This window comes from Streptomyces sp. WMMC1477 (assembly GCF_027460245.1).
Lineage (GTDB): Bacteria > Actinomycetota > Actinomycetes > Streptomycetales > Streptomycetaceae > Streptomyces.
The window spans coordinates 368,811-391,474 of record NZ_JAPZBD010000003.1 but is presented as its reverse complement, the minus strand read 5'-3'; the positions used below and the strand labels follow the sequence as shown (position 1 = coordinate 391,474).

At 72.9% G+C, this 22,664-nt stretch carries 21 protein-coding genes; 15 read left to right on the top strand and 6 right to left on the bottom strand.

Annotated elements, in window-relative coordinates; all coding sequences use genetic code 11:
- Positions 1-55: 55 nt before the first annotated feature.
- The 9 genes from O7609_RS02205 (at position 56) to der (ending at position 8,826) form a co-directional block, all read left to right on the top strand.
- The gene (locus O7609_RS02205; protein ID WP_443072223.1) at positions 56-1,039 is read left to right on the top strand and encodes a ParA family protein; all 984 of its coding nucleotides are present in this window, start codon (positions 56-58) and stop codon (positions 1,037-1,039) included.
- Positions 1,024-1,596 carry a hypothetical protein gene (locus O7609_RS02200; protein WP_269733213.1) on the top strand — a complete coding sequence of 191 codons (573 nt, stop codon included), beginning with the start codon at positions 1,024-1,026 and terminating at the stop codon, positions 1,594-1,596. Before O7609_RS02205 ends, O7609_RS02200 begins: the two co-directional genes overlap by 16 nt.
- A gap of 79 nt (positions 1,597-1,675) precedes the next feature.
- Positions 1,676-2,959 carry a segregation and condensation protein A gene (locus O7609_RS02195; protein ID WP_269742999.1) on the top strand — a complete coding sequence of 428 codons (1,284 nt, stop codon included), beginning with the start codon at positions 1,676-1,678 and terminating at the stop codon, positions 2,957-2,959.
- Positions 2,952-3,617 (top strand): SMC-Scp complex subunit ScpB, encoded by a 666-nt coding sequence (scpB, locus tag O7609_RS02190; RefSeq protein ID WP_269733211.1) that lies wholly within the window; start codon positions 2,952-2,954, stop codon positions 3,615-3,617. The genes O7609_RS02195 and scpB overlap by 8 nt, the downstream gene beginning before the upstream one ends.
- A gap of 13 nt (positions 3,618-3,630) precedes the next feature.
- The gene (locus O7609_RS02185) at positions 3,631-4,701 is read left to right on the top strand and encodes a pseudouridine synthase (RefSeq protein WP_269742998.1); all 1,071 of its coding nucleotides are present in this window, start codon (positions 3,631-3,633) and stop codon (positions 4,699-4,701) included.
- 2 nt (positions 4,702-4,703) lie between these two features.
- Positions 4,704-5,789 (top strand): prephenate dehydrogenase, encoded by a 1,086-nt coding sequence (locus O7609_RS02180; protein WP_269733209.1) that lies wholly within the window; start codon positions 4,704-4,706, stop codon positions 5,787-5,789.
- A gap of 107 nt (positions 5,790-5,896) precedes the next feature.
- Positions 5,897-6,640, top strand: coding sequence for a (d)CMP kinase (gene cmk / locus O7609_RS02175; protein WP_269733208.1), 744 nt, complete (start codon positions 5,897-5,899; stop codon positions 6,638-6,640).
- Positions 6,637-7,293 carry a lysophospholipid acyltransferase family protein gene (locus tag O7609_RS02170; RefSeq protein ID WP_269733207.1) on the top strand — a complete coding sequence of 219 codons (657 nt, stop codon included), beginning with the start codon at positions 6,637-6,639 and terminating at the stop codon, positions 7,291-7,293. The genes cmk and O7609_RS02170 overlap by 4 nt, the downstream gene beginning before the upstream one ends.
- A 66-nt stretch (positions 7,294-7,359) precedes the next feature.
- Positions 7,360-8,826, top strand: a complete 1,467-nt coding sequence (gene der, locus O7609_RS02165; protein WP_269733206.1) for a ribosome biogenesis GTPase Der — start codon at positions 7,360-7,362, stop codon at positions 8,824-8,826.
- A gap of 79 nt (positions 8,827-8,905) precedes the next feature.
- On the opposite strand, the gene O7609_RS02160 is transcribed toward der, so the two are convergent.
- Both O7609_RS02160 and O7609_RS02155 read right to left on the bottom strand, forming a co-directional pair.
- Entirely contained in the window at positions 8,906-9,229 is a 324-nt protein-coding gene (locus tag O7609_RS02160) for a hypothetical protein (protein ID WP_269742997.1), read from the bottom strand.
- A 77-nt stretch (positions 9,230-9,306) separates the two neighbouring features.
- Positions 9,307-10,110, bottom strand: a complete 804-nt coding sequence (locus tag O7609_RS02155) for a hypothetical protein (protein WP_269733204.1) — start codon at positions 10,108-10,110, stop codon at positions 9,307-9,309.
- 525 nt (positions 10,111-10,635) lie between these two features.
- Between O7609_RS02155 and O7609_RS02150 the strand changes: the two genes are divergently transcribed.
- From O7609_RS02150 to O7609_RS02140, 3 genes are all read left to right on the top strand, one after another.
- Positions 10,636-11,283 (top strand): LysM peptidoglycan-binding domain-containing protein, encoded by a 648-nt coding sequence (locus O7609_RS02150; protein ID WP_269742996.1) that lies wholly within the window; start codon positions 10,636-10,638, stop codon positions 11,281-11,283.
- Positions 11,284-11,542: 259 nt separating this feature from the next.
- Entirely contained in the window at positions 11,543-12,400 is an 858-nt protein-coding gene (locus O7609_RS02145) for a hypothetical protein (protein WP_269742995.1), read from the top strand.
- A 247-nt stretch (positions 12,401-12,647) separates the two neighbouring features.
- A complete protein-coding gene (locus O7609_RS02140) occupies positions 12,648-12,863 on the top strand; it encodes an I78 family peptidase inhibitor (RefSeq protein ID WP_269733201.1) in 216 nt (71 codons plus the stop codon).
- Between the two features lie 132 nt (positions 12,864-12,995).
- On the opposite strand, the gene O7609_RS02135 is transcribed toward O7609_RS02140, so the two are convergent.
- On the bottom strand, positions 12,996-14,054 hold the full coding sequence (locus tag O7609_RS02135; protein ID WP_269742994.1) for a phosphatase PAP2 family protein: 1,059 nt from the start codon (positions 14,052-14,054) through the stop codon (positions 12,996-12,998).
- Positions 14,055-14,430: 376 nt separating this feature from the next.
- Between O7609_RS02135 and O7609_RS02130 the strand changes: the two genes are divergently transcribed.
- Together O7609_RS02130 and O7609_RS02125 are read left to right on the top strand one after the other, a co-directional pair.
- On the top strand, positions 14,431-16,065 hold the full coding sequence (locus O7609_RS02130; protein ID WP_269742993.1) for an MFS transporter: 1,635 nt from the start codon (positions 14,431-14,433) through the stop codon (positions 16,063-16,065).
- A gap of 41 nt (positions 16,066-16,106) precedes the next feature.
- Complete coding sequence (locus tag O7609_RS02125) at positions 16,107-17,294, top strand: acyl-CoA dehydrogenase family protein (RefSeq protein ID WP_269733198.1); 1,188 nt, start codon at positions 16,107-16,109, stop codon at positions 17,292-17,294.
- Between the two features lie 358 nt (positions 17,295-17,652).
- Here the strand turns inward: O7609_RS02125 and O7609_RS02120 are convergent, their stop codons facing one another.
- Together O7609_RS02120 and O7609_RS02115 are read right to left on the bottom strand one after the other, a co-directional pair.
- A complete protein-coding gene (locus O7609_RS02120) occupies positions 17,653-19,308 on the bottom strand; it encodes an NAD(P)/FAD-dependent oxidoreductase (protein ID WP_269733197.1) in 1,656 nt (551 codons plus the stop codon).
- 30 nt (positions 19,309-19,338) lie between these two features.
- Positions 19,339-21,096 (bottom strand): NAD(P)/FAD-dependent oxidoreductase, encoded by a 1,758-nt coding sequence (locus O7609_RS02115; RefSeq protein WP_269733196.1) that lies wholly within the window; start codon positions 21,094-21,096, stop codon positions 19,339-19,341.
- Between the two features lie 325 nt (positions 21,097-21,421).
- Here O7609_RS02115 and O7609_RS02110 point away from each other — a divergent pair, with 325 nt between their 5' ends.
- Positions 21,422-21,961: a methyltransferase family protein gene (locus O7609_RS02110; RefSeq protein WP_269733195.1), complete on the top strand. Its 540-nt coding sequence runs from the start codon at positions 21,422-21,424 to the stop codon at positions 21,959-21,961.
- Here O7609_RS02110 and O7609_RS02105 read toward each other — a convergent pair.
- Entirely contained in the window at positions 21,901-22,473 is a 573-nt protein-coding gene (locus O7609_RS02105) for a class I SAM-dependent methyltransferase (RefSeq protein WP_269733194.1), read from the bottom strand. The two genes, O7609_RS02110 and O7609_RS02105, sit on opposite strands and share 61 nt — an antisense overlap.
- Positions 22,474-22,664 lie beyond the last annotated feature (191 nt).

The following is a 22,664-nucleotide window of genomic DNA, read 5'->3' as shown; positions in this document are numbered from 1 at the left end:
CATGACAGCCCATCAGAGCCAGCAGAGCAGCACGGACCAGAACCTCGGGGACACCATGTCCGGCCACGCGGCGCACGGTTTCCCGGAATACGAGGCGGACATGCCGGACGGTCACTTCTACGACCCGGACGCGGAGTTCGAGCCCGACCCGGAGTACGCCGCCACCCTCGCCCCCGACGCCGCCCGCCAGCGCCGGGAACGCATCGGTCCCACCGGCCGCCCGCTGCCGTACTTCCCGATCCCCGGCCCGGTCAACGAGCACGGCCCGGCGAAGATCATCGCGATGTGCAACCAGAAGGGCGGCGTCGGCAAGACGACGTCGACCATCAACCTCGGCGCCGCGCTCGCCGAGTACGGACGCCGCGTCCTCCTCGTCGACTTCGACCCGCAGGGCGCCCTGTCCGTCGGCCTGGGCGTCAACCCGATGGAGCTCGACCTCACCGTCTACAACCTGCTCATGGAGCGGGGCATGACGAGCGACGAGGTCCTGCTCAAGACGGCCGTCGCCGGAATGGACCTGCTGCCCAGCAACATCGACCTGTCGGCGGCGGAGGTCCAGCTCGTGAGCGAGGTGGCCCGGGAATCGACGCTCCAGCGCGCCCTCGAACCCCTCCTGCCGGACTACGACTTCGTCGTCATCGACTGCCAGCCCTCGCTCGGTCTGCTCACGGTCAACGCGCTCACCGCGGCCCACAAGGTGATCGTGCCGCTGGAGTGCGAGTTCTTCGCGCTGCGCGGCGTCGCGCTGCTCACCGAGACCATCGAGAAGGTGCAGGAGCGGCTCAACCCGCAGCTGGAGCTCGACGGCATCCTGGCCACGATGTACGACTCGCGCACCGTGCACAGCCGCGAGGTCCTGGCCCGCGTCGTCGAGGCGTTCGACGACAGCGTGTACCACACGGTCATCGGGCGCACCGTGCGCTTCCCGGAGACCACGGTGGCCGGTGAACCCATCACGACCTACGCCTCGAACTCCGTCGGCGCCGCCGCCTACCGACAGCTCGCCAGGGAGGTGCTCGCCCGGTGCCACGCCGAGTGAGTCTCCCGGCGGCCGACGAGCTGTTCCGCACCACCGGGGGCGGCGGCGTCCAGCCGTCCGCGCCCCAGCCGGCGCAACAGCCCGCCGGACCGCCCCAGCAGTCGCAGCCGCCGGGTGCCGAGAGCACCACCCAGCGCGGGGCGGGGCGGGCTGCGCCCGCCGAACCGCGCCCGGCGGGCGAGTCGTCCGAGGAGCACAGCGGACGCGACACCGCCGGCCCCACGGCGCCTGCCGGCGAGCAGCCGCACGTGCCGCCTGCGGCCCCCCGGCGACAGCCTCCGGCCCCGCGGAGCAGGAGTGCGACGGCCGGTACGCCCCGCCGTGCGCGGGCACCGCGCAGGCCCAGTGGCCGGGAACGCCACGACGAGAAGATCACGGTCTACGTCTCCGCCGAGGAGCTCATGGACCTGGAGCACGCCCGTCTCGTGCTGCGCGGCGAGCACGGCCTGGCCGTCGACCGCGGACGCATCGTCCGCGAGGCCGTGGCCGTCGTCCTGGCCGACCTGGAGGCCCGCGGGGACGCCAGCATCCTCGTCCGGCGGCTGAGCGGCAACTGACGGCCGCCGTCCCGGGTGCGCCCGGCCGGGCGCGTGGCAGGCCGTCCGCCGCCAGGCGCAGCGGTAGGGTGCCATCGCGATGACCACGTCCGACCCCTCCGCCACGACACCACGGCCCCGCCGCCGTGCCCTCGGGCGCGGAGGAACGGCGGAGCCCGCGGGGGAGTCCGGCCCGGCCTCGGCCCCGGCTCCGGCGCCCGCCGATCCGGCCGCGGCACCCACGGAACCCCTTGCGCCCGCCGAGCCCGCCGCGCGGGTCGAGCTCCCCGCGCCCACCGCGCCGGTCGAGCCCCCGCGAGCCGTGCCGTCCGCACCCGCCGCACCCGCACCCGCCGCACCCGCACCCGCCGCACCCGCACCCGCCGCACCCGCACCCGCCGCACCCGCACCCGCCGCACCCGCACCCGCCGCACCCGCACCCGCCGCACCCGCACCCGCGGCGCCCGCCGCCGCGGGCGGGGACGGGAGTGGGAACCCGGACGGGGACGGCACCGCCGGCGAACCCGGACCGGGTGAGGGCGACCCGGCGGACGACCGCCGCTTCACCGTCGTCCTGGACAACTTCGAAGGTCCCTTCGACCTGCTGCTCCAGCTCATCTCCAAGCACAAGATGGACGTCACCGAGGTCGCCCTCTCCCGGGTCACGGACGAGTTCATGGCACACATCCGGGCCATGGGACCGGAGTGGGACCTGGACCAGACGACGGAGTTCCTGGTCGTTGCCGCGACGCTGCTCGACCTCAAGGCCGCCCGGCTGCTGCCGTCCGCCGAGGTCGAGGACGAGGCCGACCTCGCGCTGCTGGAGGCCCGCGACCTGCTCTTCGCCCGGCTGCTGCAGTACCGGGCCTACAAGCGGGTCGCCGGGATCTTCGCCGACCGGCTGGCGAAAGAGGCGCGCCGCCACGCGCGCAGCGTCGGGCTGGAGCCGCACCACGCCGAGCTGCTCCCCGACGTCGTCATCCGGATCGGCCCCGAGGGGTTCGCCCGGCTCGCCGTCAAGGCGATGCAGCCGAAGCCCAGGCCACAGGTCTACGTCGACCACATCCACGCGCCGCTGGTCAGTGTGCGCGAGCAGGCGGACGTCGTCGTGGCGCGGCTCCGGGAGCTCGGCGCGGCCGACTTCGCCGCCCTCACCGCGGACGCCCCCGACACCCTCACCGTCGTCGCCCGCTTCCTGGCCCTGCTGGAGCTGTACCGGGAGCGGGCCGTCACCCTGGAGCAGGACGAGGCCCTGGGCGCCCTCACGGTGCGCTGGAGCGGCGGGGAGGACGCGGCGCCCCGGGTGACCGACGAGTTCGACCGGGCCCCGGAGCCGGCCGGCCGGGACGCGGGGCAGGAGACCGAGGAGAGGCGCCATGACTGAGCAGACCGCCCGCCCGGAGGAGGGGGACGTTCCCGCCGGGGCCGACCGGGTCGCGGAGCTGGAGCTGAAGCCCGCGCTGGAGGCCGTCCTCATGGTCGTCGACGAACCGGCGACGGAGGAACACCTGGCCCGGATCCTGAAGCGGCCCCGGCGCCGGATCGCCGAGGCGCTGCACGAGCTGGCCGACGACTACACCCGCGAGGGGCGCGGCTTCGAGCTGCGCTACGTCGCCGGGGGGTGGCGCTACTCGACCCGGGCCGAGTTCGCCGAGGCCGTCGAGGGCTTCGTCCTGGACGGCCAGCAGGCCCGGCTGACGCAGGCCGCCCTGGAGACGCTGGCCGTGGTCGCCTACCGGCAGCCCGTCAGCCGCTCACGGGTCTCCGCCGTGCGCGGCGTCAACTGCGACGGCGTGATGCGCACCCTCCTCCAGCGCGGTCTGCTGGAGGAGGCGGGCACCGAACCGGAAACAGGTGCGATCCTGTACGTGACGACGCACTACTTCCTGGAGCGGATGGGCCTGCGGGGCCTGGACGAGCTGCCGGAACTCGCGCCCTTCCTCCCGGAGGCGGACGCGGTGGAGGGCGAGAGCCAGGAGGGCGTGCCGTCGTTCGAGGCAGATGCAGTGGATGCAGACGACAGCGGCGACGCTCGGACGTAAGACGGATTCTTCAATGCGAAGCAGTGGCAGGAACAGCAACCGGAACCCCCGGGGCGCGGGCGGCAGCCGGGACGGCGGGCAGCGGCGCTCCTCCGGACGTCCCCGCCCCGAGGAGCGCCGCTACCCGACCTCGGGCGGAAAGCCCGCCGGCGGCCAGCAGGGCAAGCCCGGCGGCGGCCGGGGAGCACAGGGCGCCAAGGGCGCGAAGGGCCCCAAGGCCGCGGGCGGCGGCAAGGGCGGTGCGAAGGGCCCGAAGCGCACCGCGCCCGCCCGGTCCCGCGAGTACGACGCCCAGATCGAGGAGCGCAACCGGGCCCGGCACGACAAGCCGGCCCTGCGGCTGCCGAAGACGTTCGACGAGCCGGAGGGCGAGCGGCTGCAGAAGGTGCTGGCCCGCGCGGGCCTGGGCTCGCGCCGCGCCTGCGAGGAGCTGGTCGACCAGGCCCGGGTGGAGGTCAACGGCCGCATCGTGCTGGAGCAGGGCCTGCGCGTCGACCCGGGGAAGGACGAGATCAAGGTCGACGGGCTGACGATCGCGACCCAGTCCTACCTCTTCTTCGCGCTGAACAAGCCGGCCGGCGTCGTCTCCTCCATGGAGGACCCGGAGGGCCGCCAGTGCCTCGGGGACTACGTGCAGAACCGCGAGACGCGGCTCTTCCACGTCGGCCGGCTGGACACCGAGACCGAGGGTCTGATCCTGCTCACCAACCACGGGGAGCTCGCGCACCGCCTGACCCACCCGCGCTACGGCGTCCGCAAGACCTACCTGGCCGCCATTCAGGGCCCCATCCCGCGCGACCTGGGCAAGCGGCTCAAGGACGGCGTCAAGCTGGACGACGGCTACGCCCGCGCCGACCACTTCCGGGTGGTCGAGAACACCGGCAAGAACTACCTGGTCGAGGTGTCGCTGCACGAGGGCCGCAAGCACATCGTGCGCCGGATGCTCGCCGAGGCCGGCTTCCCGGTCGACAAGCTGGTCCGCACGAAGTTCGGCCCCATTGCCCTGGGCGACCAGAAGTCGGGCTGGCTGCGCCGGATGACGAACACGGAGGTCGGCATGCTGATGAACGAGGTCGGTCTCTGAGCATGCGCAGTGCACTCGTCATCGGCACCGGACTGATCGGCACCTCGATCGCCCTCGCCCTGACCGCCCGCGGCGTCACCGTGCACCTGGAGGACCGGGACGCTGAGCAGGCCGCGACGGCCGCCTCGCTCGGCGCCGGGACGGCGGAGCCGTCCCCCGGCCCCGTGGACCTCGCGGTGGTCGCCGTACCGCCGGCCCGGATCGCCGGGGTGCTTGCCTCCGCGCAGCGGCGCGGCGTGGCCGGCGGCTATCTGGACGTCGGCAGCGTCAAGGGCGGCCCGCGCCGGGAGCTGGCCGGCCTCGGCTGCGACCCGCGCAGCTACCTGGGCACCCACCCCATGGCGGGCCGCGAGCAGTCCGGGCCGCTGGCGGCCACGGCGGACCTGTTCGAGGGGCGTCCCTGGGTCCTCACGCCCACGCCGGAGACGGACACCGAGGTGCTCAACCAGGCGCTGGAGCTGATCGCCCTGTGCCGGGCCGTGCCCGTCGTCATGGACGCGGACGCGCACGACCGGGCCGTCGCGCTCGTCTCGCACACGCCGCAGCTGCTGTCCAGCCTGGTCGCCGCCCGGCTGGCGGACGCGGACGACACGGCGGTGCGGCTGTGCGGGCAGGGCATCCGGGACGTGACCCGCATCGCGGCCTCCGAGCCCCGCATGTGGATCGACATCCTCTCCGCCAACCCCGGGCCCGTCGCCGACGTGCTGGCCGCCGTGGCCGGGGACCTGGAGGAGACGGTGCGCTCGCTGCGGGCGCTGGAGTCGGCGGACGACGCCAAGCGGGGCGAGGGGGCGAGCGGCATCGAGGACGTCCTGCGCCGGGGCAACTCCGGCCGGGCCCGCATCCCCGGCAAGCACGGCCAGACGCCGACCGCCTACGCCACCGTGGCGGTGCTCATCAGCGACCGGCCGGGCGAACTGGCGGGGATCTTCGCCGACGCCGGGCAGGCGGGCGTCAACATCGAGGACGTCCGCATCGAGCACGCCACCGGCCAGCAGGCCGGCCACGTCCAGCTCATGGTCGAGCCCCAGTCCGCCGCCCGGCTCACCGACGTGCTGCGCGGCCGGGGCTGGGCGATCCGCCCGTGAGGCGGGGCGGGCGTCAAGCCGGATGATCCGGCCGTTCACTTACCGGTAGCCTGGGTGCGGGGCAGGTCCCGCCCCGCACCCTCCTGGCTAGAAAGGCCCTCTTCACCGTGGCTGCAACCCTTCAGGGCGCGACCCCCGTTCCTTCCGGCGCCCCGGCGTCCGTCGTCGTCGCCATCGACGGCCCCTCCGGAACGGGCAAGTCCAGCACCTCCAAGGCCGTCGCCGCGAAGCTGGGGCTCAGCTACCTCGACACGGGGGCGCAGTACCGGGCCATCACGTGGTGGATGCTGACCAACGGGGTGGACGTCGCGGAGGCGGGGGCCGTGGCCGCCGCCTGCGGCAAGCCCGGCATCGTCTCCGGCACTGACCCGTCCGCTCCGACGATCACCGTCGACGGCCAGGACGCCTCCGGGCCGATCCGCGGTGCCGAGGTGACGGCCGCGGTCAGCGCGGTCAGCGCGGTGCCCGAGGTGCGGGCCCGGATCACCGAGCTGCAGCGCTCCATCGCCGCCGACGCGGCCCGCGAGGGCGCCGGCATCGTCGTGGAGGGTCGCGACATCGGGACGACGGTGCTCCCCGACGCTGACCTGAAGATCTTCCTCACCGCCTCCCCGGAGGCCCGGGCCGCCCGGCGCGGCGGCGAGCTGAAGGCCCGCCCCGGCGACGCCGCCGTGGACCTGAACGCGACCCGCGAGGCACTGCTGCGCCGGGACGCCGCCGACTCCAGCCGGGCCACCTCCCCGCTGGCCAAGGCGGAGGACGCGGTCGAGGTGGACACCACCGAGCTGACCCTGGAGCAGGTCGTCGAGTGCGTCGTCACCCTCGTCGAGGACAGGCAGCGCGCGGCGTGAGCACGACGACCGGAGCGCTGCCCAGCGCGGACGGCGCGGCGACGGGCCGGCGCCTGGGCATCGGCCTCATGAACGGCCTGTTCCGGCCCCGGGTGCTGGGTTCCTGGCGGATGCCCGCGAGCGGGCCGGTCATCCTCGCCGTCAACCACGCGCACAACATCGACGGACCCATGCTCATGGGCACCTGTCCGCGGCCCGTGCACTTCCTGATCAAGCAGGAGGCGTTCGTCGGCCCGCTGGACTGGTTCCTGCGGTCCATCGGCCAGGTGCCGGTGGACCGTTCCACCGCCGACCGGTCCGCCGTCACGGCGGCGCTCGGCGTCCTCGACCGCGGGGGCGTGCTCGGGATCTTCCCCGAGGGTAGCCGCGGCGCCGGGGACTTCGCGGCCCTGCGCTCCGGGCTGGCCTACTTCGCGGTCCGCTCCGGGGCCCCGGTGGTGCCGGTGGCCGTGCTCGGCAGCTCCGGACGGCGCAGCCGCGTCATACCGGCCCTGCCCCCGCTGCGCGGCCGGGTCGACGTCGTCTTCGGGGACCCGGTCACCGTGGGCGGCGGCGGACGCCGTACCCGGCAGGTCATGGACGAGGCGACGCGACGGCTGCAGGAGCGGCTGACGGCGCACCTCGCCGCGGCGAGACGTCTGACCGGCCGCTGACCCCACCGGCTGGACGCCCGCGTCCGGCCCCGCAAGCCACTTCAGCCTTCAGCAAGGACAGGACCGATGAACGAGCAGATCAACTCCGGCGACGCGCACGGGCACGGTGAGCTCGGCGACGCCGAGTACGCGGAGTTCATGGAGCTTGCCGCGCAGGAGGGCTTCGACACCGAGGACGTCGAGGGCGCCCTCGACGAGGCCGGCCACGGACCGCTGCCGGTGCTCGCCGTCGTCGGCCGGCCCAACGTCGGCAAGTCGACCCTGGTGAACCGCATCATCGGGCGTCGGGAAGCCGTCGTGGAGGACCGCCCGGGGGTGACGCGGGACCGCGTGACCTACGAGGCGGAGTGGGCCGGCCGCCGTTTCAAGGTCGTGGACACCGGCGGCTGGGAGCAGGACGTCCTGGGCATCGACGCCTCCGTCGCGGCGCAGGCCGAGTTCGCCGTCGAGGCGGCCGACGCCGTGGTGTTCGTCGTCGACGCAGCGGTCGGCGCCACCGACACCGACGAGGCCGTGGTCAAACTGCTGCGCCGCGCGGGCAAGCCGGTGGTGCTGTGCGCCAACAAGGTGGACGGGCCCTCCGGCGAGGCCGACGCCGCGATGTTGTGGTCCCTCGGTCTCGGCGAGCCGTACCCCGTCTCCGCGCTGCACGGGCGCGGCACCGGCGACATGCTGGACGAGGTGCTCAAGGTGCTGCCGCGGGCCCCCGCCCAGACCTTCGGCGCAGCGCTCGGCGGGCCGCGCCGCGTCGCCCTCATCGGCCGGCCCAACGTCGGCAAGTCCTCGCTGCTCAACAAGGTGGCGGGGGAGGAGCGCGTCGTCGTCGACCCGCTCGCCGGAACCACCCGCGACCCGGTGGACGAGCTCGTCGAACTCGGTGGGAGGACCTGGAAGTTCGTGGACACCGCCGGCATCCGCCGCCGCGTCCACCTCACCGAGGGCGCCGACTACTACGCCTCGCTGCGGACCGCCGCGGCCCTGGAGAAGGCGGAGGTCGCCGTCGTCCTCGTCGACGTCAGCGAGTCCATCAGCGTCCAGGACCTGCGCATCATCACCATGGCGGTGGAGGCGGGGCGCGCACTCGTGCTCGCCTACAACAAGTGGGACACGCTCGACGACGAACGCCGCTTCTACCTGGAGCGCGAGATCGAGCGCGACCTGGTCCAGGTGCGGTGGGCGCCCCGCGTCAACATCTCGGCCCGCACCGGACGGCACACGGAGAAGCTCGTCCCGGCGATCGAGACGGCGCTCGCGGGCTGGGAGACCCGGGTTCCCACCGGGCGGCTGAACGCCTTCCTCGGCGAGCTGGTGGCCTCCCACCCGCACCCCGTGCGCGGCGGCAAGCAGCCCCGCATCCTCTTCGGCACCCAGGCCGGGACGCGCCCGCCGCGCTTCGTCCTGTTCGCCTCCGGCTTCCTGGAGGCCGGCTACCGGCGCTTCATCGAGCGGCGGCTGCGGGAGGAGTTCGGCTTCGAGGGGACGCCGATCCACATGTCCGTGCGGGTGCGGGAGAAGCGCAGGAAGCGCAAGTGAGCCCTCGTCGACCGTCCGTGGGGTCGGTGCCGCCGACGCGGTGCCGGCCCCACGGACGTCACCGGCCGCATAACACCGCCTAGCTGCCCGGGGGCAGCGCGGGGAGGGCGGGGGCGCGGTGGGCGCCGCCCCGGCGCCGCTCCTGGGGCACCGGCGTGAAGCCCGTGCCGTAGCGGGAACCGAGGCCGTCGAAGCCGCCGAACCGCAACTGCTCCTCACCGGATCGGTCCCCGGGCAGCGCCCGGAAGAGCCGGCGGTACTCCGCGTACAGCGCGTCGAAGATCGGTGTGGCCGACCGTCCGGTGCGGCCGGCCGCGGCTTCGTGCGGCGGGCGCATGGCCGGGATCGAGCCGGAGTCCGGCTGTGGGTAGCGGGCGTCGAGGTGAGGTTCGTAGGCGTGCACGTCTGCCCAACGACCGCACGGCCCCGCTGGATGCGGGGCCGTGCGGGGGAATCGGCGGGCAGTGCCCGGTGCCGGGCTCAGGTACCGGCGAGCGGCATGGTCGCCGCCACCAGGACACCGCGCTCGGCGGCCCGCTCCAGGGCGTCGCGCATCAGGTCCTCGCGCGGCTGCTGGCCGATGGAACCGGCCGGAGCGGCGTACACGAGGACGGAGTTGGTCCTGTTGGCCGTGGTCCGCCACTCGTCGGTGACGGGCAGCGGCTGGTGCGCCTGCCACCAGGACGTGGGCTGCTGGCCCTCCTCGGCGGGCTGCAGCACCGCGTGCAGCTTGCCCATGGCCATGAGCACCGACCAGCCGGGCAGCGGCCCGGGCTTCTTGTCCAGCTCCGTGACCGGCATGAAGCCGGCCTCGATGAGGAGCGGGAGGAACTCGTCGCCGCCGCCCGTCGTGCCGGGGCGGGCGATGGGGCCGGTGGGCTCCACGACGACGGCCGGGTGCAGCGTCTCACCGACGAGGACCTGGCCGCAGGTCACGCCCAGGACGGCCTGTCGGCCGTCGGCGGGAACGGACGGGGACCCGGGCTCGGCGGGGGCCGAACCCCCGGCCGCCTCACCGGAGATGGTGCGCACGGCGCTCTGGATCTGTTCCTCGGAGACCCGGACGATCTGGGAGGGGACGCAGGCGGCGTGGGCGAAGGCCAGCACGGCGGTCTCGCTGCCGACGAACAGCACGGTGCTCGTGCGTTCGTCGGTGCTGCCGGGCGTGCGGCACGAGGTGCAGTCGTAGCGGTCGGGCACGGTGTCGCCGGCGATCAGCTTGGCGGCTTCGGCTTCGCCGATCTCGGCGCGGACCTCGTCACTGACGTCGAGCATGGGGGACACAGAAGGCTCCTGGCGTTCGGTACTGGTTCGTCTGGACAACGGGTCACCTGTGGTCACAGTCACGCAACTGGTGGTGCCGAGTCGTCCGGGCGAATGCGCTTGGTGAACAGAACGCCGAAAACGGTCACGGACAGTCAATTGATGTGCATACTGGTGAAGTTGCGGCGGTGAGGTGTGTCACCCGCCCAGGGTGCCAGGGATCTTCTATATCAAGACAAAATCTAACAAGTGAAGACAGGGAAAACTGCCTATTACTTACGGTAACGTTCAACTGACCTGCGCAAGGGGCTGGTTGGTTGTCCCCGGCTCCCGGTAGTCCCTACATTCCCGGGTGGTGCAGAGAGCACCACCCGGGGCAGTCCGCCGCCGCACCGGCGCCGCGCAGCACGACCGCGCGACACGGGTGCCGCACCACCGAGCAGGACCCGCGACGGACACCCGCCCGGCCCGACGGCGCAGCAGGCGCCGGACGGCCGAAGCGGTACAGGGGAGCACCGGGGCGTTCGAGAGGGATGAGATTTGTCCATGCGTCGTGGGATAGCAGCACGTGCGGGCGCGGTCTCGCTGGCCGTCCTGGCCCCGGTGGCGCTGCTCACCTTGACGGCCGGCCCCGCCAAGGCGGCGGACGGTGGAACCTGGGACCGCCTCGCGCAGTGCGAAAGCGGTGGCAACTGGCGGATCAACACCGGCAACGGCTACTACGGCGGCCTGCAGTTCTCCGCCTCCACCTGGGCCGCCTACGGCGGCACGGCCTACGCGGCCACCGCCGACACGGCCAGCCGGGCTCAGCAGATCGAGATCGCCGGGAAGGTCCAGGCGGCCCAGGGCTGGGGGGCGTGGCCCGCCTGCTCCGCGAAGCTGGGCCTGTACGGCAGCGACCCTCGGCCGACCCGTCCCGCCCCGCCGGGGCAGCCGGCCTCCCCGGCGCCCGAGGCGGGGTCGCACAGCGGGCCCGACGCGTCGGCCCGCGGTTCCTCGGTGCCGGAGCGGGCCCCCCGGCCGCACGCCGACCGCGGCCACTCCCGGGCCAACTACACCGTCGAGCCCGGTGACACGCTCAGCGCCATCGCCGCCGAGCACGACACCGCCTGGCGCCGCATCCACCGGGACAACGCCGAGGTCATCGGCGCTGACCCGGACGTGATCCTCCCGGGGCAGCGGCTGCACGTCTGATCCGCCCCCAGCTCCGCCCCGCCCCGGGCTCCTTCCGGGGTGGGGCGAACTGTCGGTCGATGTGACGTTTCTCCGAAGAAATCGGGTGAACGAACCAACCTGGGACGCCGCATCCCGGTCTTACTGGACGTAAGGCGGGCGGCTGCCAGCCGGCGGTGGCGGCCCGCGCCCAGAGACGGAACCGGGGACGCATGCACATACCCACCCTCCCGCGAGGCGGGCACGGCGCCGACGGCGTGCCGACGGGAGGGCGCCGCGGATGATGACCACTGCGGAGCCCCTGCCCGACCGGGTGCGGGTGCGGGCCCACTGCACCGCCGACACGGCGGGTGGGCTCACCTTCGACGTCCTCCGGCCCGAAGGGGTCGGGGAGTCCTGGGACGCCGCGCTGCTGCTGTGCCGCCGCACGGTGGGGCCCGGAGCCGCCACGGAGGAGGTGCGGCTGCCGCTCGTGCCCGTCGGGGCCGGGGTGCTCCGGGCGGCACTGCCGAGCACCATGACACTCGCGGAGGGGGTGTGGAACGCCTACCTCTGCCTCGGTGACGGGGAGCGCGCCCGCCTGCTCCCCGGCACCCACGACCTGCACTCCCTGACGGCACACAGCCCCCAGCCCGGGCGGACGTGGCTCGGGGTGCGCGTCCCCTTCACCACCCAGAAGGGCAACCTCGCCCTGCGGGCCTGGCAGCGCTGGCCGCACGCCGAGGCCGCGGAGCTGCTGGTCGCCGACGGTGCGCTGACGCTGCGCGGCCGCCTGTACGGGGCCGAGCTGACTCCCGCTGCCACGCTGGAGGTGACACCCCGGCAGGGCCGCGGCCCCGTGGCGAGCGCCGCGGTGCGCCCGGAGGGGGACGGCTTCCACTGCGTTCTTCCGCTCGCGGGACTGCGCCCGCCCGCGCGCGACGGCTGTGCGCTGTGGCTGCGGCCGGGGGCCGGCGAGGCCGCCGTGCGCGTCGCCCGCATCCTCGACGACGTCGCGGACAAGCAGTACCGGCTGCGGCACCCCGCGGTCCCGCTGAGCGACGGGGACCGCCTCGTCCGCCCCTGCTACACGGGGGCCAACGAACTGCTGCTGCGGTTCGAACCCGCGCGTCGCGGTGCCGGGCGAACCGGTCGCTGAAGCGGCCCGCACCGGAACTCCGCCCGCCTTTACGAACCCCTCCACCGGGAATTCCCGCACCGCTGAACAGTCTTTCGGCGCGGCTGCCTCCGGGGAAATTCCGGATCCGTGGAAAAGAGCCGGAGAAGGCCCGGAGGGGTGGTAGCGGAGAGGGCCGAACGGGGGAGCGACTGTGACAGAAGTGTGGCACGCGCATGACCTCGCCGGGACTTCCTGGTGCACCGGGCCGTGACGTACGGTGGCCGGCATGGCACCCATACCCTTCGAGTCCACCGAGCCGGACGACGACCCCGAGGCCTACGCCGGGATGCCGGTGACGGCCGCCGAGGAGCGGGCGCGCAGCCGAGGCTGGACCACCGTGCGTGTCCTGCCGCCGGACGCCGTCATCACCATGGAGTACGTGGCGGGTCGCCTCAACCTCACCGCCGAGGACGACACGGTCGTCCGCGGCTGGAAGGGCTGAGCGCCGGCAGCGTTCCGTCCGCGGGCCCCGCACCCGGCCGTCGGCCGCGGTGCGGGGCCCGCCTGGCGTCGTGCCCGCCGTCCCCGCCCGCGGGCATCCGGCGTCGCCGCGGGGCAGGGTGCCCTGTGCCCGCTAAGCCCGCGGCCCGAGGGACGTCGTACGGCCCCCGGGGCGTTCGGCGGCCGGTCTGCGGCTTCCCGCGGGCGTGACGGGAGTCCGCTCCGAGCGCACGGCGTGTGGCCGGGAGGTGTGACCGGCGTGCCCCGGATGCGCCGCGTGGGCATGGCGTATGGCGCCCCCGGCCGCCCCGGCCGGCGTCCTGCCCGACGCCGTCTCGGAGCCCGACGCCGTCTCGGAGCCCGGCGTCGCCGAGCCGCCTGGCGCGGCGGCTGGCGCCGTCTCCTCCCCGGCCGCGCCCGCCGTGACCAGCCTTCCCGCGGCCCGCAGCCGCGTCCAGTACGCCAGCACGTGCCCCTCGACGCGAGCGGCCAACGGCTCGCACCACGGCAGCGCCAGCAGGATCAGCAGCCCCGCCACCCAGCCGAGCAGCACGTCGCTGACCCAGTGCGTGCCCAGGTAGACGGTGGTGGCGCCGACCCCGAGCGCGAAGACGGCGGCGACGACGGACAGCCGGCGCCGGGCGCGCTCGGTGCTGGCCAGGTAGGCGAGGATTCCCCAGGTCACCACCGCGTTCGCGGTGTGCCCGGAGGGAAATATATCCCCGGTGAGCCACATCTCGTTCGAGCCGAGGGTCGTCGCGTAGTGCGGGCCCTCCCGGGCCATGCCGAGCTTGGCCGCCCCCACGCTCACGTTCAGCAGGAGCAGGGCCGCCCCGAGCATCAGGAGCGGGCGGAGCGTGCGCTGCCGCCAGGAGCGCCAGCCCAGCCAGGCGGCCACCAGCACGGCGGTGGGCCCGCGCTGGCCGAGCACGACGAAGTAGTCGAGGAACGCGTGCAGCTCGGGCCACTGCTTGTACGGGCGGAACAGCATGAGCTGCCAGTCCAGCCGGACCAGGTAGGAGGTCTGCACCACCGCGGCGACGATCGCCGCGTAGACGACCAGCGTGGCGGCGAGAAGCGACGTGCGGGCGACACTCATCGCCGGGGCCGGGTTCGGTCGCCGCGCGGGCTCCTGTTCCAGGCGGGCGAGGATTCGGTCGGTACGCACTCGGTCGACATTACAGCGGGTCATCTGAAGGGGCGCTCCCGCACCCGCCTTCGTAATGGCGATGTGATGTGGATTCCCTCCCCACATCGGCGGTCCGGGGTGGATTTCGTGGAAATCCTGGGCCCGGTTTTTCATATCCACGGCCTTTTCCGCGAATCCGTGGGCCTGTTGCATCGGACTTCCGCTCGTGTCCACCTCGGCTTCATCTTCCCGCGGGGCGGCGCCGCGGGGCGCCGGGCCACGCGGCGCCGTGCCGGGTGAACCGCGACACATGACCGATCGGCGGACTGGCGTACGCTACGGGGCACCGCCACCGCTCCGTCCGGGCCCGGCCACGCCGGTGGCCCGCACTGACCGCGTCACGTCAGCGCCTTCGGCGGGCAGCACGAGGAGGTAGTACATGCCAGGGACGAGTCCGGACCCCACCGGATCCGACGTCCCCGCGCAGCGGACCCGCCCCCCGGCTCCCGGAGCCGGACGCTGGACCGTGCTCGTCGTCCTCTGCGCCAGTCTCCTGCTGGTCGCGCTGGACGCGACGGTGCTGCACGTCGCCGTACCGGCCGTCACGGCGGACCTGCGCCCCGGGCCGGTCGAGCTGCTGTGGATCGTCGACGCCTACCCGCTGGTCTGCGCCTCCCTCCTCATCCTCTTCGGAACCCTGGGCGACCGGGTCGGGCGGCGCCGCGTCCTGCTGTTCGGCTACGCGATCTTCGGGCTCGCCTCGGTCCTCGCCGTCCTGGCCCACACGCCCGGGGTGCTCATCGCCGCCCGGGCGCTGCTGGGCGTCGGCGGCGCCATGATCATGCCCGCGACGCTCTCGCTGCTGCGGCACGTCTTCCCCGACCGGCGCGAGCGGGCGCTGGCCATCGGCGTCTGGAGCGCCGTGGCCGCCGTCGGAGCGGCGGCCGGGCCCCTGGTGGGCGGGCTGCTGCTCGAGCACTTCTGGTGGGGCTCGGTCTTCCTGCTCAACATCCCGCTGATGGTGGTGGCGGTCCCGGTCGGGCGGCTGCTCGTGCCGGAGTCCACCGGCGGGGGCAGCGGCCCCTGGGACGTGCTCGGCGCGCTGCTCGCCGCCACCGGCCTCTGCTGCGCCATCCTGGCCGTCAAGCAGATGGGCGACGGGCGGGTGCTGCATCCCGGCACCGGGGCCCTGCTGGCGGCCGGTGCGGTGCTCCTCGGCTGGTTCGCCCACCGCCAGCGCCGCCGCCGGTGCCCGCTGGTGGACTTCACCGCCTTCGCCCGGCCCGCCTTCGGTACCGCGGTGAGCTGCATCGTCCTCACCGTGCTGTCCCTCGTCGGCCTGGCGCTGCTGGCCGCCCAGTACCTCCAGCTCATCCTCGGGCTCTCGCCGCTGCAGACCGGGCTGCGCCTCCTCCCGCTGTCCCTCGCGGCCATCGCCGCCGGGCTCGCCGGGCCGCGGCTGCTGCGGGCCCTCGGCCCGCGCGCCATGGTCGTCGGAGGTTTCCTCCTCACGGCCGTGGCCGTGCTCAGCCTCACCGCGCTCGGCGAGCGGGACGATCCGGCCGTGTGTGTCGGTGCCTTCCTCCTCCTGGGCTTCGGCCTGCAGACGGTGCTCTTCGGCTGCTACGAGTCCATGCTCGCCGACGCCCCGCCCGAACAGGCGGGCAGCGCGGCGGCCATCGGGGAGACGGCCTACCAGCTCGGCGCGGGGCTGGGCATCGCCCTGCTCGGCACCGTCATGAACGGGACGTACGGCTCCGCCGTCGAGTCCGCCCCGGGGATACCGGAACGGGCCGCGGAGGCCGCCGGGCACTCACTGGGCGAGGCGCTCGCGGTGGCCGACTCCCTGGGCGGTGTCACCGGGGAGGTGCTGCGCGAGTCCGCGCGGCTCGCCTTCGTCCAGGGGATGCACGTGACGCTGCTGGTGAGCGCCGGCCTGCTGCTCGCCGGGGCGCTGGCCGCCCTGCGGCTGCCGCGCGCCGTGCACCGGTCCGAGGACCGGGCCGGGTACGTCCCCGCGCAGCCGGGCCCCACGGAGGAGCCCCTCTTGCCCCAGAGTGTTACCAATCGGTAGCATCTGGCGGTTTCGACCACCTGGTGATCCGGAGGCCGCGCATGTCCAGCCGTTCCCTGCCGCCGTTCGACCCCGCCGACCCGCTCGGCCTCGACGACCTGCTCAGCCCGGAGGAGCTGGCGGTGCGCGACACCGTACGGTCCTGGGCGGCGGACCGGGTGGTGCCCCACGTCGCCGAGTGGTACGAGAACGGGGAACTGCCCGGCATCCGTGAGCTGGCCCGCGAGCTGGGACGCATCGGCGCCCTCGGCATGTCGCTGGAGGGCTACGGCTGCGCCGGGGCCTCCGCCGTGCAGTACGGCCTCGCCTGTCTGGAGCTGGAGGCGGCCGACTCCGGCATCCGCTCGCTCGTCTCCGTCCAGGGCTCCCTGGCCATGTACGCCATCCACCGCTACGGCTCGACGGAGCAGAAGGAGCGCTGGCTGCCCGGCATGGCCGCCGGTGAGCTCATCGGCTGCTTCGGCCTCACCGAGCCCGACGTCGGCTCCGATCCGGCCGCCATGCGCACCCACGCCAAGCGCGACGGCGGCGACTGGGTGCTGAACGGCCGCAAGATGTGGATCACCAACGGCTCCGTCGCCGCGGTGGCCGTCGTGTGGGCCGCCACCGAGGACGGTATCCGCGGCTTCGTCGTGCCCACCGACAGCCCCGGCTTCTCGGCGCCCGAGATCAAGCACAAGTGGTCCCTGCGGGCCTCGGTCACCAGCGAGCTCGTCATGGACGACGTCCGGCTCCCGGCCGACGCCGTCCTGCCCGGGGTCACGGGCCTGCGCGGCCCGCTCAGCTGCCTCAGCCACGCCCGCTACGGCATCGTGTGGGGCTCGATGGGCGCGGCGCGCAGCTGCCTCCACGCCGCCCTGGACTACGCGGGCAGCCGCGAGCAGTTCGGCCGTCCCCTCGCCGGGTTCCAGCTCACCCAGGCCAAGCTGGCCGACATGGCGCTCGAACTGCACAAGGGCGTGCTGCTCGCCCACCACCTCGGCCGCCGGATGGACGCCGGGACGCTGCGCCCGGAGCAGATCAGCTTCGGCAAGCTCAACAACGTGCGCGAGGCCATCGAGATCTGCCGGACCTCCCGCACGATCCTGGGCGCCAACGGCATCTCCCTGGAGTACCCGGTGATGCGGCACGCCACCAACCTCGAGTCCGTCCTCACCTACGAGGGCACGGTGGAGATGCACCAGCTCGTGCTCGGCAAGGCGCTGACGGGCGTCGACGCCTTCCGCTGAGGCCGGGGGAGTCCCCGCCCGGCCGGGCGGGGACCCTCCAGCGCGTGCGCGGCGAAGGGGGTCGGTCCACCGGCTCGCCGGCGCGCGCTCCGAACTCGTTCGGCAGCTGGAAGACCTTCGTCCGGATCGTGTCGTAGACGCGGTCGGGTGCGTACTTGACGAGGCCGGCCAGCGGGCGCGCCGACTTGCCGACGATGTGCCGGTGACGACCATCGCGCCCGTGCGTGTGTGGGAGACGTGCACGAGCAACTCCTCGTTTCGCCCGCGGGCGTCACGGGCGTCACGGGCGTCACGGGGTGCGGGTGCCGGCTCCGGAGGTCGCGTGGGCCGGCACCCGCCTGAGGTCCTGGGGCGGAGCTCAGAAGATCTTCGAGCCGGACAGCCGCTGCCGGATGGCCTGGCGGCCGCTCTTCATGAGCATCCTGCGCACCTGCGGGTCGCCGTGACGCGACAGCCACAGCGCCGACTTGGCGATGACCGGGGGCTTCGGGCTCATGAAGTGGACGGAGCGGTCCTGGAAGCCGAAGGGCTTGGGGAAGACGTCGGCCGCCTCCAGCTCCGCCCACAGCGCCTCGGAGGCGTCGTGCGCGGCGATCTTGCCCGCCTGGAAGGCGTCCACCTGGGTCACCATGGTGTCGAACAGGTGCTTGAAGCCCTCGTGGTCCGGCCAGTCGAAGCCGACGTACTGGCCCTTCTCCAGGTCCTGGAAGTGGCTGTCCCGAGCGTCCTTCTGGTACTCGGTGAGCCCGGCCCGCGCCCGGACGGTGCCGTAGCTGTTGCCCCAGACCCAGACCCGGAAGACGGCCTTCCAGAAGTCGAAGTGGTCAAACGCGGTGAAGCCGGCGTTGACGATCTCGTCGTTGTAGTGGAAGCGGGCCTGCTGCCACTGCTCGAACTCGTCGAAACGCTCCGCGGAGAAGTCGTCGTCCTGGCAGGCCCGGATGAGCCGCCAGGCCAGCCGGTTGATGGCGTCCCCGGTGTTGGCCAGGCCGTAGCTGAACAGCGGGTCGATGAACGCCGCGGCGTCGGACAGCAGGCACCAGCGGTCGCCGACGGTCTGCGTGGACGAGTACTGCAGGCGGTCCGTCGACACCCACTCGCGCACCGGGGCGACCCCCGCGTACTGCCGCTCGATGTCCGGGAAGCGCGAGGTGATGTCCGCGAAGTCGTCCTCGGCGGACAGGTTCGGGTTCTTCGGGTAGACCCGCGGGTCGACGGTCAGACCGATGGAGCACAGGGGGTTCCGGGACAGCGGGGTGTTGTCGAAGCCGATCGCCCACGCCCAGCCGCGGTTGAACGTGTGGTGCACCGTGCCCTCGTACCACGGCACCGGCGGGGTGTGTTCCGGCTTGCGGTCCCACAGCTTGTCGGTGTGCGTGATGCCCATGACGTGCGTGTACATCGACCGCGACTGGTGCTTGTACCGCGGGATCTCCTCGCGCAGGCCGAACTTCTCGGCCAGCGGCGAGCGCTGGCCGCTGGCGTCCACGACGTACCGCGCCCGGTACGCGGAACCGTCCTCGCCGTGCACCGTGACGCCGGAGTCGCCGAAGTCGAGATCCGCGATCCGGTAGTTCTGCAGCGGCGTGCAGCCCGTCTTCACCGCGAGGTGGAACACCCAGGCGTCCACGTCCTGGCGGTAGAGGTGGTGGGCCTCGTGCAGCGGGCCGGGGGTGTGGAACTGGTTGGTCTCCCGCGGGTCCTGCGGCTTGCCCTCCTCGTGGCGCAGGAAGCCGGAGTGCGCCTGGGCGCCGAAGGCCGGGCTGACGTTCTTCGCACAGTCCTTGAGTGTGCACAGCGTCGTGAGCTCCGGCAGGTTGTACCGGGCGGCGATGATGCGCTGGCTGACGTTGGTGTAGGGGGTAGCCGCCTCACCGACGGCGAACCGCGGATGCACCCCGTGGTCGATCAGCAGGACGCGCACCCCGTTGCGCGAGAGTGCGGCGCCCAGCACGGAACCGCCCATGCCGGCCCCGATGATCGCGACGTCGTACCGGTTGGCCTTCACAGTCATGTCTGTTGCTCCTCGAGTGCGTGATCGGGCTCAGCGGGCGATCGACGAACGCAGCGGCCGTCCCACCAGCGGCAACCCGGCGACCACGTGCTTGAGCTCTTCCCGGAGGTCGAACTCGTCCGGCGACAGGCGCTTCTTGATGAAGAGCGTCAGGCCGTCGTCCACGAGCCTGCCGATCTCCGGGGGAGCCTCGTTGCGGGCCCACTTGATGGTGTCCATGACCTTCAGCGGGCTGGCGTTGAACCACCGGTTGGTGGGGTCGGCCAGCCCGAAGGCGGGCGGTACGAAGTCGGCCTTCATCAGGGCGTTCATGACCGACGCGGCCGCCGCGCCGGGGTTGGTGCGACGCTCGGCGACGTCCTGCACCTGGTCGCTGACGAAGGCCAGCAGCTCGCGGGCGGGGCCGTAGTCGGAGATGGAGCCCTCGGGGGCGATGCTCTCCAGATGCGCCAGGTCGGCCGCGTCATGGGAGTCGAGGTACCGGGCGTAGGTGCGGTTGATCTCGAAGGTGGCGAGGATCTGGCCGAGCGACCACACCCGGAACCAGGTGTCCCACAGGCCGTAGTGGGAGAAGGAGGTGTAGGCGTTCGCCACCAGGTTGTCGTTGAAGTCGAGCAGCCCCTGTTCCAGCTGCTCGACGTACTTGAAGCGCTCGACGGTGAAGTCGTCGTCCTTGAGCGCCTCCAGCACCCGCCACGCCAGGGCGTTGATGATCTCGAACGAGTTGCTGAGCCCGCGGGAGAAGAGGGCGTCGACGAAGCCGGCCGCGTGCGAGGTCAGGCACCAGCGCGCACCGATCGTCGTCTTGGACGAGTACTGCAGCCGCCCGGTGCGCACCCACGGGCGGACGGCGGTGGCGTCGCCGAACTGGCGCCGGATGTCCGGGAAGCGGTCGATGAAGGCCCGGAACTCCTCCTCGGCGGTCCCGTCGAACTCCGGGTGGACCCGCGGGTCGAGGTTCAGCCCGACGCTGACCAGGGGGTTCGTCGCACGGGCGTGGTTGTCGAACGGGATGACCCAGGCCCAGCCACCCTCGAACAGGTGGTGCAGGGTGCCCTGGTGCCACGGGGTCGGGGCGTCCTTCGAGCTGCGCGGCAGGAGGTCGTCGTAGGGCGTGACGCCCAGCATGTGGGTGAACAACGAGCGCGAGTGGTGGCGCAGCCGCGTGGGCTCCTCGCGGAGGCCGAACTTCGTGGCCAGCGGGGAGCGGAAGCCGCTCGCGTCCACGACGTACCGGGTGCGGTAGGTCGTGCCCTTGTCGTCGGTGAGGGTGCCGCCCTCGTCGTCGAAGTCGACGTCGACGATCCGCGTCCGCTGCTGGACCTTCGCCCCGTACTTGACGGCGACGTTGAGCATCCAGGAGTCGACGTCCTGGCGGAAGAAGTGGTTCTCGATGTGCGTGATCCGCGGGATCGGGAACTGGTGGGTCTCGCGGGTGTTCTGCCGCTCGCCCTCGCGGTGGTACAGGAACCCGAAGTTCTTCTTGATGCCGGAGGTCGACGATATCTTCCCCTGCACGTTCTCGAACGTGGTGAGGTACTTGATCTCCGGGACGTCGTACCGCTCGCTGACCAGCCGCATGAGCATCGACGTGTACGGGATGGTGGACTCGCCGATGGCGAAGCGCGGATGGCTGCCCGCGTCCAGGACGAGGACGTTGGCGCCGCCGCGGGCCAAAACGGCGGCCATGGCGGCGCCGGCGAGCCCCGAGCCGAGGATGATGACGTCGGTGTCCGGACGCTCGGACTTCTTCCCCGACTTCTGGCGGGGTGTGGTTGCGCGGGGCATCAGTGCCTCCAGAGGTGATGCGGAACGGAGTTGAGCTGCGTTCCCGGTCGTCGACAGGGAGAGGGCGGGCGGACGGGGTGTCGCACGAGCCCGGTCGTCGCGCCCGTGGGCGGGTCGGCGAGGGCCGCCCTCCGGTGACGGGCGCGGGATTGCCCCATAGGTGTTCCTCCTGCGATCGCGGGCGTGCGGTATCGATCGGGTGAACCGTGGGGCGGGCGGCTGCGGTCCCTCCCTCAGGTAAACCGCGTGACGTATGGCCGAAAGACACCACACGGGGATGAGGGGTGACTCGAAGGCCGCTCGGGACGGCACTAAATTCACCAGCATGCGAAATAAAGCGACTCCGGGCGGCGGCGCGGTGCGGCTGCGGCGCCACGTGGCCCCGGTGCTGATCGGCCCGGTCACGATGGGCGTGGTGATCCCGGCGCTGGTGTGGACGGGAAGTGGTACGCGAGGGCTGGACGTGCCCCTGACCGTGCGCGTCCTGTGCGCGGGCGCTGGCATCGCGCTCGTCCTCGGTGGAGTGGCCTTCCTGACCTGGACGGTGAGCCTGTTCCACCGCAAGGGCGAGGGCACGCTCTCACCGCTGGATCCGCCGCGGCACCTCGTCGTCACCGGCCCTTACCGGCACGTGCGCAACCCGATGATCAGCGGGGTGCTCGCGATCCAGTTCGGCGAGGCCGTCGCGCTGCGCTCGCCGTGGCTCGGCTTGTGGTTCGGGCTGTTCTTCCTGGTCAACGCGGTCTACCTGCCGCTGAGTGAGGAGCGGCGGCTGCAGGACCGCTTCGGTGACGCCTACGACCGCTACCGGCGGCACGTCCCCCGCTGGGTGCCGCGCGTGCGCGCCTGGGACCCGGCCGGCTGACGCGGCGTCACGGCTCCCGCGTGTTCGACGTGCCGGGGCCGCCGCGGCAGCGGCCCCCGCACGGGGGTGACGTCCCGGCTCACCGACGCCGGAGGACGGCGAAGATGGCAGGCAGGCCGGAGGTGGTCGTCCAGCACGTGGAGCAGCCCGCCGTCGACGCTGTCGAACCGGCCCGCGTACGCGGACAGGTCGGTGGCGTCGGCGACGGGGAAGGTGGTGGTGGTGACACCGCCTTCCGCGGCCCGCTCCTTCGCCTGTTGGATCGCCTCCGGAACGGCGTCGAGGCCGGTGACGGAGAATCCCCCGAAGGCGAGGTGGAAGAGGATTTCACCGGTCCCGCAACCGATGTAGAGACCCTCTCTCCGAATCGCCCGGGACTTCACCAGGCCGACCACCTCGGGCTGCGGCTCTCCCCTGTCCCGCGGGGCGCGCTTGGCGAACGTCTTCGGATCGCCGTACATCTGCTTGTTCCAGCCGATGACCTCGGATTCTCCTGCCGGTGATCCGCTCATGGCGGCCATGCTCCGAGGCTGCTCAGACCGTCTCAGCAAGGGGTGGGACCATGGTGAATCAGACGTCCAGCGAGCGTCGAGAGAAGCTGGTTCTTCCCGTGGGGTACGAGTCGCTCGCGAGTGGCGTTCGACCGGATCTCGGTATCTGGTGACATCCGTTTCGTCCGGCCTCGAGTCAGAACGCACCGGGA

Coding starts and splice junctions, on each gene's coding strand:
- O7609_RS02205 (WP_443072223.1), top strand. CDS start 56: ATGTCCGGCCACGCGGCGCACGGTTTCCCGGAATACGAGGCGGACATG.
- O7609_RS02195 (WP_269742999.1), top strand. CDS start 1,676: ATGACCACGTCCGACCCCTCCGCCACGACACCACGGCCCCGCCGCCGT.
- scpB (WP_269733211.1), top strand. CDS start 2,952: ATGACTGAGCAGACCGCCCGCCCGGAGGAGGGGGACGTTCCCGCCGGG.
- O7609_RS02185 (WP_269742998.1), top strand. CDS start 3,631: ATGCGAAGCAGTGGCAGGAACAGCAACCGGAACCCCCGGGGCGCGGGC.
- O7609_RS02180 (WP_269733209.1), top strand. CDS start 4,704: ATGCGCAGTGCACTCGTCATCGGCACCGGACTGATCGGCACCTCGATC.
- der (WP_269733206.1), top strand. CDS start 7,360: ATGAACGAGCAGATCAACTCCGGCGACGCGCACGGGCACGGTGAGCTC.
- O7609_RS02150 (WP_269742996.1), top strand. CDS start 10,636: ATGCGTCGTGGGATAGCAGCACGTGCGGGCGCGGTCTCGCTGGCCGTC.
- O7609_RS02145 (WP_269742995.1), top strand. CDS start 11,543: ATGATGACCACTGCGGAGCCCCTGCCCGACCGGGTGCGGGTGCGGGCC.
- O7609_RS02140 (WP_269733201.1), top strand. CDS start 12,648: ATGGCACCCATACCCTTCGAGTCCACCGAGCCGGACGACGACCCCGAG.
- O7609_RS02135 (WP_269742994.1), bottom strand. CDS start 14,054: ATGACCCGCTGTAATGTCGACCGAGTGCGTACCGACCGAATCCTCGCC.
- O7609_RS02130 (WP_269742993.1), top strand. CDS start 14,431: ATGCCAGGGACGAGTCCGGACCCCACCGGATCCGACGTCCCCGCGCAG.
- O7609_RS02125 (WP_269733198.1), top strand. CDS start 16,107: ATGTCCAGCCGTTCCCTGCCGCCGTTCGACCCCGCCGACCCGCTCGGC.
- O7609_RS02120 (WP_269733197.1), bottom strand. CDS start 19,308: ATGACTGTGAAGGCCAACCGGTACGACGTCGCGATCATCGGGGCCGGC.
- O7609_RS02115 (WP_269733196.1), bottom strand. CDS start 21,096: ATGCCCCGCGCAACCACACCCCGCCAGAAGTCGGGGAAGAAGTCCGAG.
- O7609_RS02110 (WP_269733195.1), top strand. CDS start 21,422: ATGCGAAATAAAGCGACTCCGGGCGGCGGCGCGGTGCGGCTGCGGCGC.
- O7609_RS02105 (WP_269733194.1), bottom strand. CDS start 22,473: ATGAGCGGATCACCGGCAGGAGAATCCGAGGTCATCGGCTGGAACAAG.